The sequence below is a fragment of the Pseudomonas sp. genome, assembly GCF_033723075.1.
In the GTDB taxonomy this organism is placed as follows: Bacteria; Pseudomonadota; Gammaproteobacteria; order Pseudomonadales; family Pseudomonadaceae; genus Aquipseudomonas.
This window is the reverse complement of sequence record NZ_JAWVXU010000030.1, coordinates 21,231-36,592: the sequence shown is the minus strand read 5'-3', so window position 1 is coordinate 36,592 and position 15,362 is coordinate 21,231. Positions and strand designations below refer to the sequence as shown.

The following is a 15,362-nucleotide window of genomic DNA, read 5'->3' as shown; positions in this document are numbered from 1 at the left end:
GCTGAAAGGTGCCATCGCCAACCTCGAGCTGATGACCGCCGACCTGCTGCAGCGGGCCAAGGCCAACCCCAACGAAGTCGGCGCCGCCTCGGTCGAGTACCTGCAGGTATTCGGCTACACCGCCTACGCCTACATGTGGGCACTGATGGCACGGGCCGCGCTGGGCAAGGAAGGCCAGGACGACTTCTACGCCGGCAAGCTGGGCACCGCGCGCTTCTACTTCGCCCGCATCCTGCCGCGCATCCACTCCCTGACCGCCTCGGTCAAGGCCGGCAGCGAGAGCCTGTATCTGCTGGATGCGGCGCAGTTCTAAACAGCACCCGGCAATGCAAAAGCCCCGGTCATGTACCGGGGCTTTTTACATCTGGGCTAGCTGTTGACTTCAGTCTTCAATGGCGGTGTATCGGCCGGTTCGGGCGGGGTCGAGCCGTTGGCTTGCGGGCGTTCGCGTCGCCATTGCAGGACGATCAGGATCAGGGTCGGAACCCCTAGCAGGGCGGTGATGATAAAGAACTGCTCGTAGCCGAGTTTCTCCACCATGACGCCGGAATAGCCGCCAATCAGCCGCGGCAACAGGAGCATGATCGAGCTGAGCAGGGCGTATTGGGTGGCGGAGAACTGCAGGTTGGTCAGGCTCGACAGGTAGGCGACGAACGCCGCCGTGGCCAGGCCGGCGCTGAAGTTGTCGGCGGAGATGGTGACGATCAGCATCTGCAGGTCGGCGCCCATGCTGACCAGCAGCATGAACAGCAGGTTGGTCGCCGCCGATGCCATGCCGCCGATGAACAGGATCGGCAGGATGCCGAAGCGTACGATCAGCAGGCCGCCGATCCCGGCGCCGAGCAGGGTCATCACCAGGCCGAACAGCTTGCTGACGCTGGCGATCTGATCCTTGGTGAAGCCCTGATCGATGTAGAACACGTTGGCCATCACGCCCATCACGGTATCCGACATGCGGTAGGTGGCGATCAGCCCAAGCAGTAGCAGGGCCTGCCAGCGGTAACGGACGATGAAATCGTTGACCGGGGTCAGCACCGGTGCCAGACCGCGCCGGCCGATGCGCGACAGGCACAGGGTGGTGAGGATGCTGTAGAGCAGGGCACGCAGAAAGGCGCGGTCTTCGAGCAGTAGATCGAGCAGGCTGGCTTCGCCGCGCACCAGGCTGGCGAAATCGGTGTGGTAGAACTGGGTCAGCATCGCCGGCACCGAAACCAGTAACACGATCAGTACCACTACCGAAGCTATCTGGTGGCTGAAGCCATAGCGCGCGGCGGCCAGCTGGATTTGCAGCGGCACCGTCGGTTCGCGCATCCACAGGCTGGTGAGCAGGCCCGGCAGCATCAGCAGGGCGAATACCAGATAGGTGCCGGCCCAGGCGCTGTGCTGGTAGAGCTGCACGGTAGAGCCGAACCCTTCGGCGAAGTACAGGGCGCCGGCGGTGGCCAGTAGCGCCGCGACCCGGTAACCGGCCATGTAGCTGGCGGCCAGGGCAGCCTGACGGGTGTCTTCGACGATTTCCAGGCGGTAGGCATCGATGGCGATGTCCTGGGTGGCGGAGGCGAAGGCCACCAGTACCGCCAGGGAGATCAGCCAGGTCAGCTTGGTCTGCGGGTCGCACAAGGCCATGCCGGCCAGGCCGATGGCAATCAGTATCTGGGCCAGTACCAGCCAGGAGCGGCGCCGGCCAAGCCTGCCGAGCAGCGGCAGGCGCCACTGGTCGAGCAGTGGCGACCAGACCCATTTGAAGGCATAGGCCAGGCCGATCAGGCTGGCGAAACCGATGGTTTCGCGCGCCACGCCAGCTTCGCGCAACCACACGGAGAGCGTGGAGAACACCAGCATATAGGGCAGGCCGGCGGCGAACCCGAGGAGCAACAGCACCAGCGTGGAGGGGCTGGAGTAGGCAGCAAGGGCTTCGCGCCAGCTTTTACGGGGCATTGAGTGGGTATCTGTCTGCTTGGAATGAGTTAATTAAAGGGCGCACTCTAACCGCTGTGCTCCATTGGGCGCCAGCCGTGCCGTCGGATATCCACCCGGTCATTGACCACGAACACGCCTTCGGCGCGCAGGCGTGCCCGTTGCTCTGCGCCGGAAACACTGCCCTCCGGCAGGCTCAGGCGACCGCTGGCGGCGATCACCCGATGCCAGGGCAGCGTCGTACCCTGGGGCAGCTGGCTGAGGCTGCGTCCTACCCAGCGCGCGGCACGGCCAAGGCCGGCCAGTTCAGCCAGTTGGCCATAGCTGACCACCTTGCCCGCCGGAACTTGTGCAAGCGTCATATACAGCGCCTCACGGCGTGCTGCCTGACTTGTCGCTGACGGGGGCGAAGCGGCATGCTTGGCAGCCTCACCCTGACCTGGCGGTTGTCGACCGATCATGCTGCTGCGCATCTTGCTGTTATCCGCATTCATGGGGTTGGCCATGCCGGTGTCCGCGGACACGGTCTGGCTGAATAATGGCGACCGCCTGAGCGGCGACATCCTGCTGCTCGACGGCGGCAAGCTGGCGCTGAAAACCCGCTATGCCGGCCAGGTGCTGATCGACTGGAAGGATATCGATACCTTGCGTTCGGACAAACCCCTGTTGCTGCGTCGCCAGGGGTTGGACAGCGAGCACAGCAAGCAGTTGGCTGCGGCAGGCAAAGGCATGGTGCGGGTCATCAATGCGACCACCCAGACCGTGCCGCTGGCCAGTATTACCCGCCTGGTCCCGCCACGGCCAGTGCTGCAAGATCAGGTGTGGGAGGGCAATCTCGACGCCAAGCTGGACATGGAGCGCAACGAGGATGAATCCGATGAGTGGAAGCTCAAGGGCAACACCCGGGTCGAGCATGGTCGCTGGCGTCATGTCCTGACCGGCGATCTGGAACACGAGACCAAGAACGGCAGCAAGGTCGACGATAATTGGAAGCTGGAGTACGACCTCGACCGCTTCCTCACCGAACACTGGTTCTGGCGCGTCGGCGGTGAGCAGCAGGAAGACCAGTTCGAGTTCGTCACCCGTCAGCAGATGGTCGGCACCGGGCCCGGCTATCGCTTCTGGGATAACGAGCTGGGGCGCTTCGACCTGATCGGCCAGTTCAGTCGTGTTCACTTCGATACGAGCGCCGGTGATCTGTCATTAAACACCCTCTCTCTGGAGTGGGATTACAAGCGCCTGCTGTGGGGCACCCGCCTGGAGTTCTACAGCAACGCCGAACTGCATATCCCCGAAATCGCTGAAATCGACTATGTGCTCGACAGCGAGTACGGCCTGCGCTATCGGCTCAATAGCTGGGCCCGCTTGTCGCTGCTGTACGAACTGGATCAGATCCGTGGCCTGGGGCGCACCTCATCCGAGCGCCATTACCTGATGGGAGTCGGCTTCGGCTGGTGAGGCCGCGCCACCGTGACACCGGTCGTTTGGCTTGAACTCCGATTAAATCCGACGGTCAGTCCTTGTTCGGTGCCCGGCCTTGCGCATAATGCCCGGCCTTTATTCAATCAGAGCCTTTCAAGCCCTCTTATGATTTCCAGAACCTTGCTATGCCTGGCCCTTTCGGCAGCTACCAGCCCTCTGCTGGCCGATACCGTGTGGTTGAAAAACGGCGATCGGCTGAGCGGAACCATCAAATTCTTCGAGGGAAAGAAACTGCTCCTGGAAACCGATTACGGTGGCGCTATTGCCCTGGATTGGAAGAAAATCGCCACCCTTGAAAGCGACCAGGAATTGCTGGTCAAGGAAGGCAAAGTGACCGGTGAGCGGGCCAAGGGCCTGTTGGCCGCCGAGCAGGGCAAGGTCACCCTGGCCAATGGTGAAGGACCGAGAACCATCGAACTGGCAAGTATCGAGCGGATCATGAAGCCAAAGCCGCTGGTCGAGGACCTGACCTGGAAGGGTAATATCGATGCGGCGCTGGACTATAAGCGCGCCGAAACCGACACCGATGATTATGTCGTCGACCTGAAAACCCAGGCGCGGCATGGCCTCTGGCGGCACAATGCCGAGGCTGATTACAACCGCGAGTACCAGGACGGTGTGGTGTCCACGGACAACTGGGGTGCCGAATACGCCCTCGACCGTTTTCTCGACGAGAACTGGTTCTGGCAGGGGCGTCTCGAGTACAAGCGCGATCAGGTCGAGGACCTGGCTCGACAGCGCACCGTCGGTACCGGCCCGGGTTACCAGTTCTGGGATAACGAGCTGGGCGCCTTCTCGATGACCGGTCTGCTCAACCGCACCGACTACCTGTATGCCAATGGCGAGAAGGACAACTTCTATGCCATGAGCATGAAGTGGGACTACAACCGCTATCTGGTCGGCAAGAGCATCGAGCTGTTCAGCGATGGTGAGGTCGGCAAGCCGCTGGCCAATGTTGCCGATTACACCCTGGATGCCGCGGTGGGCCTGCGCTACAAGGTTACCGACTGGGCTTCGTTGAACATGAAGGCCGAGAAAGACCTGGTCAGTGGCTCGGAAGGCGAACTGGACGAGACCCACTACAGCCTGGGCTTTGGCGTCGGCTGGTAAGGCGTTCTCGGCCTGAGTCAGTCTGAGCAAGCCCCTTCCGTGTCCTGCAATGCCGTTCACTTCAAGCAAGTGAACGGCATTTTTTTAACCCCGATCAAGCCCGGGGAAATCCACTACCGAGCAGCTGCTGCCGGATTGCCTCCGGGCCGTCACGGGTGATCAGGTTGACCCTGGTGGTGCACTTGCCCAGGGTGGCGACGAACTTGGCCGGCTGCATATGGGGGCGGTTGCGAAGGCGGTCGCAGTAGGCGAGAGTTTTTTCACAGCCCTCAGTAGTTCTTACTGCGCTGGTGGGGCCGTGATGCGCAACCCGGGATGCCCAAGCGGGTGGCTCAGGGCATCGAAGAAGCGCAGCTCCACGTTCTGTGCGGCGAACAGGCTGGCGTAATGCTGCTTCTGCTGCGCGATAAACGCCGGGCTGTGCGGGTAGATCGAGATGGCCAGGGTCTGCAAGCCGGCCTGCTGCAAGGCCTGGATCAGGTGCTGATCCTGCGCCGCCAGGCTGTGGCCGAAGATGCACAGCCTGTCCTTGGGCTGCGCCAGCTGGCTGTAGCAGAACGACAGGTAGTCGGAACTGCGGATGGCCTTGAGCTTGTCCGCACTGCTGCCTTCGTTGACGAACAGCGGGATGTCGCCCAGCCGGTTGATGGCGAAACTGGCCAGCAGGGTGCTTTCCGATGAATTGAGGATGCGCGTGCTGCCATCGATGTTCTTCACCAGGTGCATGCCGCCGTGCAGGTAGAGCATGCGCGTGGCATTGCCAGAGCGCTGACAGTTGCCGGGGGCGAAGGTCGAGTCCGCGCCGCGGAACAGGTCTTCGAAGGCCTCCGGGGCCTGCATGACGGCCCAGTAGTTGAGCAGGTCGTAATTGCCGGAATAGACCGTCTGGTACTGGCTGAGTGCGCTGTTGATGCGGCTGAGGCTGGCGGCCTGCATCTGGCTCCAGGGAATGTGCACCGAGCGCACGGCGTGGATCAGCGCTTCCTTGATGGCGAAGTAGCGATGGCGCGGCGAGGACGAGTTGATGGTCAGCGCGGCATTGACCCGGATGCTGTTCTTCAGGGCGCTGAGCACCTGCTCGAAGTTGCTGGTCTCCAGGGCCCGGAACACGCTGAGTTCGGTCGCGCTGAGAGGGCGATTGCGGGTGGTCTGGGCCTCGTCGAACAGCGAGAAGTAGGCGAACTTGCGCCATACCGCCAGGCTCGCGCCGTTGCCGATCAGCAGCTCGGCAAAGCCGATGCTGCTGTTCAGGGTGCTCCAGTCTTCCAGTTCGCCAGTAAATGCCGGGAGTTCCATAATCGCTAGTTGTCGCCTTGGGCCGTGGGTGCTCAGGGCGCGACTTTAGCATGGGGCGCAGCAACTTCTGGCCTGGCCGGCGCGGCTGCGATGCTTTTCGCCTGGGCTGACGCCGCGGCCCATTGCACCGCGAGGATGCTGCCCAGCACGGCAATCAGGCCCAACAGCGCTACACCGGTGATGCTCTGCCCCAGCAATGCCCAGCCCAGCAGCACCGCCACCAGCGGGCTGAGCAGCCCCAGGGAAGACACCGCCACCGGAGCCAGGCGGGCGATGCCGCGAAACCACAGCACATAGGCCAGCAGCGCGCCGAACAGCGACAGGTAGGCGTAGCCCAGCCACTGCACGGGGCTTAGCTGCGGCAGCGGCGGGTCGATCAGCCAGGCCACCGGTAGCAGCAACAAGCCGCCAATCAGCAACTGCCAGCCGGTAAAGGCCAGCAGCGGCACCGTCGGGCGCCAGCGCCGGGTCAGGTAGGTGCCGCTGGCCATGCAGGCGGTGCCGACAAAGGCGGCGGCAATCCCGATCGGGTCCCCGCTGGCCCCCGGTGCCAGCAGCAGGGCAGCCATCCCGGCGATACCGACCACGCTGGCGGCGACCGCCAGAGACGCCGGCCGCTGGCGATCCATCGACCACACCAGGCCCATCATCAGCAGCGGTTGAATGGCCCCGACCACCGCCGCCAGCCCGCCCGGCAAGCGGTACGCCGCAACAAACAGCAGGGCCTGGAAGAAGCCGATGTTCAGCGCCGCGAGAACCAGCACGCGCGGCCACTCGCTACGCCTGGGCAGGTGGCGGCTGTACAGTACCAACAACAAGCCGGCCGGCAGGGCGCGCAGCAGCGCGGCGGTAAAGGGCCGGTCCGGCGGCAGGATCTCGGTGGTGACGATATAGGTCGAGCCCCAGATGGCCGGCGCCAGGGCGGTGATCAGCACATCCAGCCAGGAGGTGCGTGGGGGTGAGCTGCCCATGTATTTGTCTCGTATTCAAGATAAAATGCGAGGCTAATAGCAACTTGTCTTGAGTTCAAGATAAATTTCCAGGAGTAAGCCAATGGCAATCCAGCGACAGATGGATGCGGTCGATGCAATTCTTCAGCAGTGGCACCGCGAGCGGCCTGACCTGGATGTCAGTCCGATGGGCGTGATCGGCCGGCTTGGACGCTGTTCGGCGTTGCTGCGGCGCGAGCTGGACAAGGTCTTCAGCAGCTTTGACCTGACGGCCTGGGAGTTCGATGTGCTGGCCACCCTGCGCCGTTCCGGCGAGCCCTTCCGCCTGGCCCCAACCACCCTGTTCTCGACCCTGATGATCACTTCCGGCACCATGACCCGACAGTTGCAACAGCTTGAGGCGTCCGGCCTGGTCAGCCGCCTGGCCAACCCCGGCGACGCGCGTAGCATGCTGGTGCAGCTGACTCCGGCCGGGCTGGAACTGATCGACCGCGCGGTGACCGCGCATGTCGCAAACGAGGCGCGGCTGCTGGCTCCGATTGCCGCCACAGAACTGGCGCAACTGGATGCGCGGCTATCCCAGCTGTTGGCGGTCCTCGAACCGGCGGCCGAATGATTTTCCTGCAAGCCCGGCCGCTGTGGGCTGGGCGCTGGCGCTGGTCAGCAGGCTAGTGTGCGTGACCGGCAAACTTCTGGATCAGACGGGTCGCGCCGGACACGATAAGGAGATCGCCCGGCAGGATCAGGGTGCTGGGCGTGGCGTGCTGGAAGTCCTCATTGGCGCTGTCCGGCCACCACGTCGTTGTCGGCCAGGGCGTTCTGCACGAACTCGCGGGCCATGCGCAGCTGCTCCTGGGCCTTGCGGTAGAAGCGCACCACCGGGCCTGATCATCCGTGCCACCCAGGCTCCCAGCGGTTCGGTCAAGGGCCGAGCAGCTGCAACAGGGCGCTCGGGGCAAAGCCGGTCCAGCGTTTGAACGAGCGACGAAAGTTGGTCGTGTCGTGGAACTGCAGATAAGCGGCCACGTCTTCGTTGCTGTACCCCTTCGCTTGATAGAGATAGAGCGCGACGTGCTTGCGCACCAGGTCGAGCTGTTCCTGAAAGTGCGTGCCGTGCTTGTGCAGTTTGCGCTTGAGGGTGGCCGGGCTCATTGCGAATGCCTGGGCGACCTGCTCCAGGTTCAGCGGCTGGCGAATGTGCGCCTGCAAGTGGTCGTACAGGCGATCCAGCAGGCTGGCGTCGAAACCCAGTTCGTCGAGTTGCCGCTGGCTCTGCTGCTGCGCCACCTGGCCGACCGTGGCCGAGGCCATCGGCCATGGCTGGTGCAGGTAATGACGCGGGATGCTCATCATGTCCACCTGGCGCTCGAACTGTACCTGCTCGCCCAGATTGACCCAGTACTGCTCGATATAACGCGGTTGCGCATGGCTGAAGCTGCACTGCCAGGGCAGTTTTTCCCCGGCCAGCCAGCGGCTGCTGGCGTAAACGGCGGTCATGCTGGCTTCGAGCAGAAAGCGCCGCTGTTCGCCGCCGCCGCAACTGTCCAGCCAGTACAGATAGACGTTGTGCTCATCGACCAGCAGCCGAGGCGCCAGTAGCGGGCTGAGCAGGGCGCGCTGTTCGACCAGCAGAGTCAGCGCCTGGTGCAGGCTGGCGGCGTGGCGCAAGGCATGACTGGCGGCGCCGTAATGGCCGGGCAATAGGCGTTGGCCGAACAGAAAGCTGCTGTCGTCGGCCGCCAGCAGGCGCTGGGCGTTGTCGATCAGTTGCAGGAATTGCCGGGGGCTGATGCGGACCTGGCCGGCGAGGATGTCGTCATGGAACAAGCCGGTGCCGCGCAGCAGGCGGTGACTGTCGACGTCGCGACCAAGCGCCAGGTCGAGCAGCGCCGCGGGCTGGTAATGGGCGGCGATAAAGCGGCTGTCGCACTCGTACCAGGTGGTTTTAACGGCCATCGTCTACGCCTCAGGCGCGCTTGATCATTGGCGGTTGCTTGGCTCGCGCCAGCGCCAGGTTGAGCCGTTGCAGCAGACCCTCCGGGCTGTCCTGCTGGGCCATGACCAGCGCCACGCTGGCGCGCAGTTGCAGGCGCTCGCCGTGCAGGTGGCTTTTGTAGGCCAGGTGCTGCACGGCGGCTTGCAGTTCCAGGGCCAGCTGCCGGGCCTGCTGTTCGCCGGTATTGGGCAGCAGCACCACGAAACGGTCGCCGGCCAGGCGGCAGAGCAGGTCCTGGCGGCGCAGGTTGAGCACCACCACCTGGGACACCACCTGCAACACGCGGTCGCCCTCGGCGTGACCGTATTCGCGATTGACCCGGCTGAAATCGTCCAGGTCGAGGATCACCAGGGACAGCGGTTGCTGCTCGCTGTGCGCCTCCTGCAGGGCCTGTTGCAACTGCAAACGCAGGTAGTCGGCCCCGCCCAGCGGCGTGACCTTGTCGAACAGGCGGTGCTCGCGAAACAGCCGTTCGCGCTTTTCCATCTGTCCGCTGATTGCCAGCTGTTCGCGATGCCAGTGATAGATACCCAGGGTCATCAGGATAAAACCCACGGGCATTGGCCCCGACTCCAGCCACTTGTCCCAGGCGATGCTCGCCGGCAATTGCACGAACTCGTCGAGGGTATCCATCCATAGCGAGAAGAACAGGCAGGCCAGGCCGTAGAACAGCAGTGCGGTGACTTGCCCGGCCGGGCGGCTTTTCAGCAGCAGGCCGATCCACACCAGTACCAGCAGCGCCGAGCCGCCCTCACCGCCGATATCGGTCCAGTTCCACTCGCCCAGGGGCTTGAGCGTGCCGACGCCGAGGTAGGCGAGCAGGCCGAAGTTGGCCGCCAGCAGCAGGCCGCAGAGTTTCCAGGCATGAAATTTCAGCAGGGGTGGCATGGCTGGAAAGGCTCCGTATAGACACAGTCGCGCCAGCAGAGCAGATGCCCATGACGGTTTGGTGACAGCTTGGGGAGGTCGATTCAGCTCAGGTCAGTTAGCGACTTTCTTGCTCGGCTGCCCCGCCGGTACAGCTGCGACATCATGGGAGCGGCTTTAGCCGCGATTCCCGGCGCCTGGTAGCACCCTTATATAGAGGGCTGCAGTCGTGGTCACCGCTGAGCCGGGGCATCGCGAAGGGGGTCGAATCAGCTCAAACGCTCAGGAAATCCTGTGAAAACCTGCGGTTTACCCGTTGCCGCCCATGCGCTGTCACAGAAGCGTCATGACCCCCACCTAGCTTGCCCTCCACGTTGCCAGGCCAGTGTTGCCCGGCGTAGTTCATGTTTGCGGAGGGTATGCGATGAAGCGCTGCACACAGAAGGTCCGTCGTGCGGGTCTGCAGATCAGTACATTGGCCCTGGCGATCGCCAGTGGCAGTCTGGCCTTCGCCGATGAGCCGGCCACCGAATACGTCGAGGTGGTCGGCCAGGCCGTCAGCATCGACAAGGCATTGAAGCAGCAGCGCAGCTCCGACAACGTACAGAGCGTGGTGCACGCCGATGGCATCGGCCAGCTGCCGGACGACAACGCCGCCGAAGCGCTGCAGCGCATCCCCGGTCTTTCGGTGGAGCGCGACCAGGGCGAGGGGCGCTTTGTCAGCGTGCGCGGCATCGGCCCGGATCTGAACAGCGTGACCATCAACGGCACCCTAGTGCCCTCGCCGGAAAGTGACCGCCGCGCGGTCGCTCTGGATGTCTTGCCCTCGGAGCTGGTGCAGTCGCTGACGGTGGTCAAGTCCCTGACCCCGGACATGGACGCCAACTCCCTGGGCGGCACCGTGCAGGTGGAGAGCCTGTCGGCCTTCGATCACGACGGGCTGTTCTACACCGGCAGCGCCGAAGGCAGTTACGACGAGAATACCGAACAAACCAGCCCGAAATTTTCCGGCGCGATCAGCGACCGCTTCAGCCTGGGCGATGGCATCGACAACTTCGGTGTGGCCGCCGCGTTGAGCTGGCAGGAGCGCGATTTCGGTTCGGACAACGTCGAGACTGGTGGTGCCTGGGACTTCGGCAACGGCGCCCGGCTAGAAGAGCTGGAGCAGCGCGACTATGAGATCACCCGTGAGCGCACGGGGTTTGGCCTCAATTTCGACTACAAACCCGATGACCTCTCCAGCTATTACCTGCGCACCCTCTATAGCCGCTACCAGGACAGCGAAACCCGCAACGCCGCCGGCGTCGAATTTGCCGATGCGCAGTTGCCTGGCGAAAGCGGCGATGCCGAAGGCTACCGCGAGCTGAAGAGCCGCGAGGAAACCCAGGAAGTACAGTCCTACGTGCTGGGTGGCGAGCGCATGCTGGGGCTGTGGACCATCGGTGCCCAGGCCGGCTACAGCCGCTCCAGCGAAGACACCCCGGAAGGCATTGCCGGGGCCACCTTCGACGGTAACGATGACTTTATCAACGCCGGTTTCAGCGACAGCAAGAAGCCGCGCCTGAGTATCGATCCTGCGTTCTACGACCCGAACAATTTCACCCTCAGCGAGGTCGAGTGGGAAAAGCAGAAGACCACCGACACCGAGCAGAACATCAAGCTCGACCTGGCTCGCGACTATGACCTCAGCGGCTATGCGGCGCAGGTCAAGTTCGGCGGCAAGCTCAGTCGGCGGGAAAAAGACAATGACCTGGAAGCCTGGAAGTATGAGGATTTCGGCGATGTCGGCCTGAGCGATGCCGATCTCAACCTCGGCCAGTTCAGCAAGGGCAGCGTGGATTACGGCCTGGGCCGCTTCGGCCCCGGCATCAGCGCCAAGGCCATCGAGCGCCTGCTCGGCGGCCTGAACAGAGACGACTTCTACAACGCAGAAGAGTCGCGGGTGAATGACTTCGAGATGAGCGAAGACATCAACGCCGCCTACCTGATGAACAGCCTCGACCTCGACGACTGGCGCTTTATCGCCGGGGTGCGCTATGAGGGCACCGAGTTCGAGGCCAAGGGCAGCGGCATCCGCGATGGCGCATTCGAAAACACCGAGAGCGACACGCGCTACGAGCACTGGTTGCCGGGCCTGCATGCACGTTATCAGCTCAACGCCAGCACCCAGCTACGCGCCGCCTGGACCAACACGGTGGTGCGGCCGACCTTCGGCCAACTGGCGCCGGGCTTCGTCATCGACGGTGACGAGGCCAGCTTCGGCAACCCGGAACTCGATCCGCTGGAGGCGATGAACCTCGACTTCGGTATCGAGCATTACATGGGCCGTGCCGGTGTGGTCTCGGCGTTCGTGTTCTACAAGGACATCGACAGTTTCGTCTACAACACCGACCTGGGCGGCACTGGCATCTGGGCCGACTTCGCCGAGGCCAGCACCTTCGCCAATGGCGACAGTGCCGAGCTGTATGGCCTGGAGCTGGCCTACTCGCAGAAGTTCGACTGGCTGCCGGCACCCTGGAACGGCCTGCTGCTGGGGGCCAACGCCACCTTCAGCCGCTCCGATGCGAGCATCGAAGGCCAGGGCCTGTCGCGCAGCATCGACCTGCCGAACCAGTCGGATACGGTCGGCAACCTGATGCTCGGTTGGGAAGACGACAGGCTCAGCCTGCGCCTGTCGGCCAACTACAAGTCCGAGTACCTGGCCGAAGTCGCCGCCATCGACGACAAGGCCCATGACCTCTACGCCGATGAACAACTGTTCGTCGACTTCAGCGCCGGCTATTTCCTCACCCCGGCGCTGCAACTGACCTTCCAGGCGCAGAACCTGACGGACGAGTCCTTCTACGCCTACAGCGGGCACCGCGACTTCAACGCCCAGTACGAGGAATACGGCCCGACCTACAAGCTCGGCCTGACCTTCACCCACTTCTGACCTGTGTATCGGCCGGGCGCGCCGCGGGCGGGCCCGGCTGACTGTTAAGTTTTCAGTAAGGATTCGCCTGTATGCACCTTTCGTTTGTGAAGAAAAACCTCTTGCTCGCCAGTCTGGTTGCCTTGAGCGCCTGCCAGGGCACTGTGGCCGATCAGCCGGCTGCAGCCTTGAGCCTGCAGGCGCTTGCCAGCCCAGGCATGGACGCGGTCGAGGCGGCGCAATGGCTTGCCAGCGACAGCTTCTGGCCAGGGGCCGAGCGTCTGCAGAGCAGCGAGAAAAAGGGCCTGTTCGTGCTCGATGGCCAGGGTGCGCCCCTGAGCCGACTGCCCGGCACCTTCGCCAGCATCGATCACCGTGTTGGCCCACGCGGCCTGCTGGTGGCAGCCCTGGATGTCGACCGCCAGCAGGCAATGCTGGTCAACCTGGCGAACCAGCGTTGGGGCGAGCCGGTTTATCTGCCGCGTCCGGCCTACAAGATCGACGGCCTGTGTCTATACCGCGATGGGGCGCACAACGAGTTTGTTTTCCTGATCGGCGAGGAGGGTATCGGTGAGCAGTGGCTGGTAGCCCAGCACCAGGTGCCCCTGAGCAAGCCGCAGCGTGTGCGCGGCATGAGCCTGCCGCCGGCCAGCGAGCATTGTCAGGTCGACGATGTGGCCGAGCGGCTGTATGTCAATGAAGAGGGTGTCGGCCTCTGGGCCTATGCCGCTCACGCCGAGGCCGACCTGGTGCGCGAGCCGGTGGGCCTGGTGCAACCGTTCGGTGATATCGGCAAGGCGCTCGCCGGTATGGCCGTGGTGCCGGGCGGGGTGCTGGCGCTGGACCCGGAAAGCAACAGCCTGCACCGCTATCAGCGTGACGAAGCCGGCTGGCAGGCTCAGCCCGTACTGCCCCTGGGCAAGCTGAACGAGCCGCAAGGCCTGAGTGTGCGTGCCGTTGCGGGCGGCCTGGAACTGCTGGTGCGCGATGACGACGGCCTGCAGCACGGCCAGCTGGCCTGGCTGGCGCAAGCCCCTGAGCAGCTGCCGGTATTGCCGATTCTGCCGGTGCAGGCGCAGACCGAACCGGTCCCGAGCCTGGGCGATGCCGCCGATGATCCGGCGATCTGGGTGCACCCGAGTGACCCGCTCAAGAGCCGCGTGCTGGGCACCGACAAACAGGGCGGCCTGCTGGCCTATGATCTGGCCGGCAAGCAGCTGCAGAACCTGCGCGTCGGGCGGATGAACAACGTCGATGTGCGCACCGGCTTCGACCTCAATGGCCAGTTGGTCGACCTGGCGGTGGCCAGCAACCGCGATCAGAACAGCCTGCAGCTGTTTGCCATCGACCGCAGCAGTGGCGAGCTGCGCAATCTGGGTCAGTTGCCGACGTCGCTCAAGGACATCTACGGCCTGTGCCTGTTCAAGGATGTGGCAGGGGCGATCCATGCGATTGCCAACGACAAGGACGGCACCTTTGTGCAGTACCGCCTGACTGCGGACGCTGGACGCATCAAAGGCGAGCGGGTGCGCCAGTTCAGGGTCGACAGCCAGCCGGAAGGTTGCGTCGCCGATGACCGCAACCAGCGCCTGTTCGTCGGCGAGGAGGATGTCGCGGTCTGGGCGCTGGATGCCCGCGCCGATGCGCCAACCCGGCTCGAGCAGGTGATTGCTGTGGGCGAGGTGGTCCACGACGACATCGAAGGTCTGGCCATTTACCAGGGCGCTACACGCAACTACCTGGTGATTTCCAGCCAGGGCAACGACAGCTACGTGGTGCTCGATGCGACTGCGCCCTATGCCGTGCGCGGCGCGTTTCGCATCGGTTTGAACGCGCAACTGGGCATCGACGGCACCTCGGAAACCGACGGCCTGGAAGTCACCTCGGCCAACCTCGGCGGCATCTGGAGCGCCGGCATGCTGGTGGTGCAAGACGGTCGCAAGCGCATGCCCGAAGACCGGCAGAACTACAAATACCTGCCCTGGACCGCCGTGGCGCAAGCCCTCGGCCTGGAATAGCCACGACCGCTCTACGCGCCGCCGTCATCAATCGGCAACACAAACGTAATCGAATAGCGGCCGAGGGTTTTCCTCGGCTTGCGATGCAAGGAGACAACCATGCACAACACCCTCGAACAGATGACCGTCTGGAGTCTGATCAGTAATGCCAGCCTGCTGGTCCAGGCGGTGATGCTCACCCTGCTGCTGGCGTCGCTGCTCAGCTGGTACCTGATCATCCAGCGCAGCACGGTATTGCGCCGCAACGAACGCCTGATGAAAGACTTCCAGCTGCGTTTTCGCAGCGGCCACGACCTCGCCCAGCTGTACCGCGAAGGCAGCGACTCGCTCGACGAGGATGCCGGCCTGCAGCAGATCTTCCAGGCCGGTTACCACGAGTTCATCCAGCTCAAGCGCGAACCGGGGATTGCCGGCGAGCTGGTAATCGATGGGGTCGAGCGCTCGCTGCTGGTGGCCATCAGCGAGCAGGAAGAGCGCCTGGAGAAGGGCCTGCCATTTCTCGCCACGGTCGGTTCGGTCAGCCCCTATATCGGTCTGTTCGGCACCGTCTGGGGCATCATGAATTCCTTTATCGGCCTGTCCCAGGTACAGCAGGCGACGCTTTCCACGGTCGCCCCGGGCATCGCCGAAGCGCTGATCGCCACGGCCATCGGCCTGTTCGCAGCGATTCCCGCGGTGATCGCCTACAACCGCTTCAGTGCCCGCGTCGCCACCCTGACCTCGCGCTACTACGGCTTCGGCAACGAATTGCAGGGGCGTCTGCACCGCAAGCTGCACGCCGCCAGCAGCCACGTCAGCGCCGCCGCCTGAGGAGC

At 63.8% G+C, this 15,362-nt stretch carries 13 protein-coding genes and 2 pseudogenes; 7 read left to right on the top strand and 8 right to left on the bottom strand.

The window, feature by feature from the left end:
* A partial coding sequence (locus tag R3355_RS22585; protein WP_318963094.1) for an acyl-CoA dehydrogenase C-terminal domain-containing protein occupies positions 1 to 313 on the top strand: 313 nt, incomplete at its 5' end.
* A 56-nt stretch (positions 314 to 369) separates the two neighbouring features.
* Here R3355_RS22585 and R3355_RS22580 read toward each other — a convergent pair.
* Together R3355_RS22580 and R3355_RS22575 are read right to left on the bottom strand one after the other, a co-directional pair.
* A complete protein-coding gene (locus R3355_RS22580; RefSeq protein ID WP_318963332.1) occupies positions 370 to 1,938 on the bottom strand; it encodes an AmpG family muropeptide MFS transporter in 1,569 nt (522 codons plus the stop codon).
* 47 nt (positions 1,939 to 1,985) lie between these two features.
* On the bottom strand, positions 1,986 to 2,378 hold the full coding sequence (locus R3355_RS22575) for an MGMT family protein (protein ID WP_318951235.1): 393 nt from the start codon (positions 2,376 to 2,378) through the stop codon (positions 1,986 to 1,988).
* Here R3355_RS22575 and R3355_RS22570 point away from each other — a divergent pair.
* Positions 2,377 to 3,375, top strand: a complete 999-nt coding sequence (locus R3355_RS22570) for a DUF481 domain-containing protein (RefSeq protein ID WP_318963331.1) — start codon at positions 2,377 to 2,379, stop codon at positions 3,373 to 3,375. The two genes, R3355_RS22575 and R3355_RS22570, sit on opposite strands and share 2 nt — an antisense overlap.
* 129 nt (positions 3,376 to 3,504) lie before the next feature.
* Positions 3,505 to 4,509: a DUF481 domain-containing protein gene (locus R3355_RS22565; protein ID WP_318963330.1), complete on the top strand. Its 1,005-nt coding sequence runs from the start codon at positions 3,505 to 3,507 to the stop codon at positions 4,507 to 4,509.
* A 279-nt stretch (positions 4,510 to 4,788) separates the two neighbouring features.
* Here the strand turns inward: R3355_RS22565 and R3355_RS22560 are convergent, their stop codons facing one another.
* Positions 4,789 to 5,805 (bottom strand): DUF4917 family protein, encoded by a 1,017-nt coding sequence (locus R3355_RS22560; protein WP_318963329.1) that lies wholly within the window; start codon positions 5,803 to 5,805, stop codon positions 4,789 to 4,791.
* A 32-nt stretch (positions 5,806 to 5,837) separates the two neighbouring features.
* Entirely contained in the window at positions 5,838 to 6,776 is a 939-nt protein-coding gene (locus R3355_RS22555; RefSeq protein WP_318963328.1) for an EamA family transporter, read from the bottom strand.
* Between the two features lie 82 nt (positions 6,777 to 6,858).
* Between R3355_RS22555 and R3355_RS22550 the strand changes: the two genes are divergently transcribed.
* Positions 6,859 to 7,371: a MarR family transcriptional regulator gene (locus R3355_RS22550; RefSeq protein WP_318963327.1), complete on the top strand. Its 513-nt coding sequence runs from the start codon at positions 6,859 to 6,861 to the stop codon at positions 7,369 to 7,371.
* Positions 7,372 to 7,423: 52 nt separating this feature from the next.
* Here the strand turns inward: R3355_RS22550 and R3355_RS22545 are convergent.
* The 4 genes and pseudogenes from R3355_RS22545 to R3355_RS22530 all read right to left on the bottom strand — a co-directional run.
* Positions 7,424 to 7,537 (bottom strand): annotated as a pseudogene (locus R3355_RS22545) (TrkA family potassium uptake protein); the annotation flags it as partial.
* A gap of 1 nt (position 7,538) precedes the next feature.
* A pseudogene (locus tag R3355_RS22540) lies at positions 7,539 to 7,628 on the bottom strand (LysR family transcriptional regulator); the annotation flags it as partial.
* A 48-nt stretch (positions 7,629 to 7,676) separates the two neighbouring features.
* The gene (locus R3355_RS22535; RefSeq protein ID WP_318963325.1) at positions 7,677 to 8,711 is read right to left on the bottom strand and encodes an AraC family transcriptional regulator; all 1,035 of its coding nucleotides are present in this window, start codon (positions 8,709 to 8,711) and stop codon (positions 7,677 to 7,679) included.
* Positions 8,712 to 8,721: 10 nt separating this feature from the next.
* Positions 8,722 to 9,639, bottom strand: a complete 918-nt coding sequence (locus R3355_RS22530; protein WP_318963324.1) for a GGDEF domain-containing protein — start codon at positions 9,637 to 9,639, stop codon at positions 8,722 to 8,724.
* Between the two features lie 403 nt (positions 9,640 to 10,042).
* On the opposite strand from R3355_RS22530, the gene R3355_RS22525 reads away from it, so the two are divergent.
* The 3 genes from R3355_RS22525 (at position 10,043) to tolQ (ending at position 15,357) form a co-directional block, all read left to right on the top strand.
* Positions 10,043 to 12,550 (top strand): TonB-dependent receptor, encoded by a 2,508-nt coding sequence (locus tag R3355_RS22525; protein WP_318963323.1) that lies wholly within the window; start codon positions 10,043 to 10,045, stop codon positions 12,548 to 12,550.
* Positions 12,551 to 12,621: 71 nt separating this feature from the next.
* Entirely contained in the window at positions 12,622 to 14,547 is a 1,926-nt protein-coding gene (locus R3355_RS22520; protein ID WP_318963322.1) for a phytase, read from the top strand.
* 99 nt (positions 14,548 to 14,646) lie between these two features.
* Positions 14,647 to 15,357: a protein TolQ gene (gene tolQ / locus R3355_RS22515; protein WP_318963321.1), complete on the top strand. Its 711-nt coding sequence runs from the start codon at positions 14,647 to 14,649 to the stop codon at positions 15,355 to 15,357.
* The last annotated feature ends 5 nt before the right edge of the window (positions 15,358 to 15,362 follow it).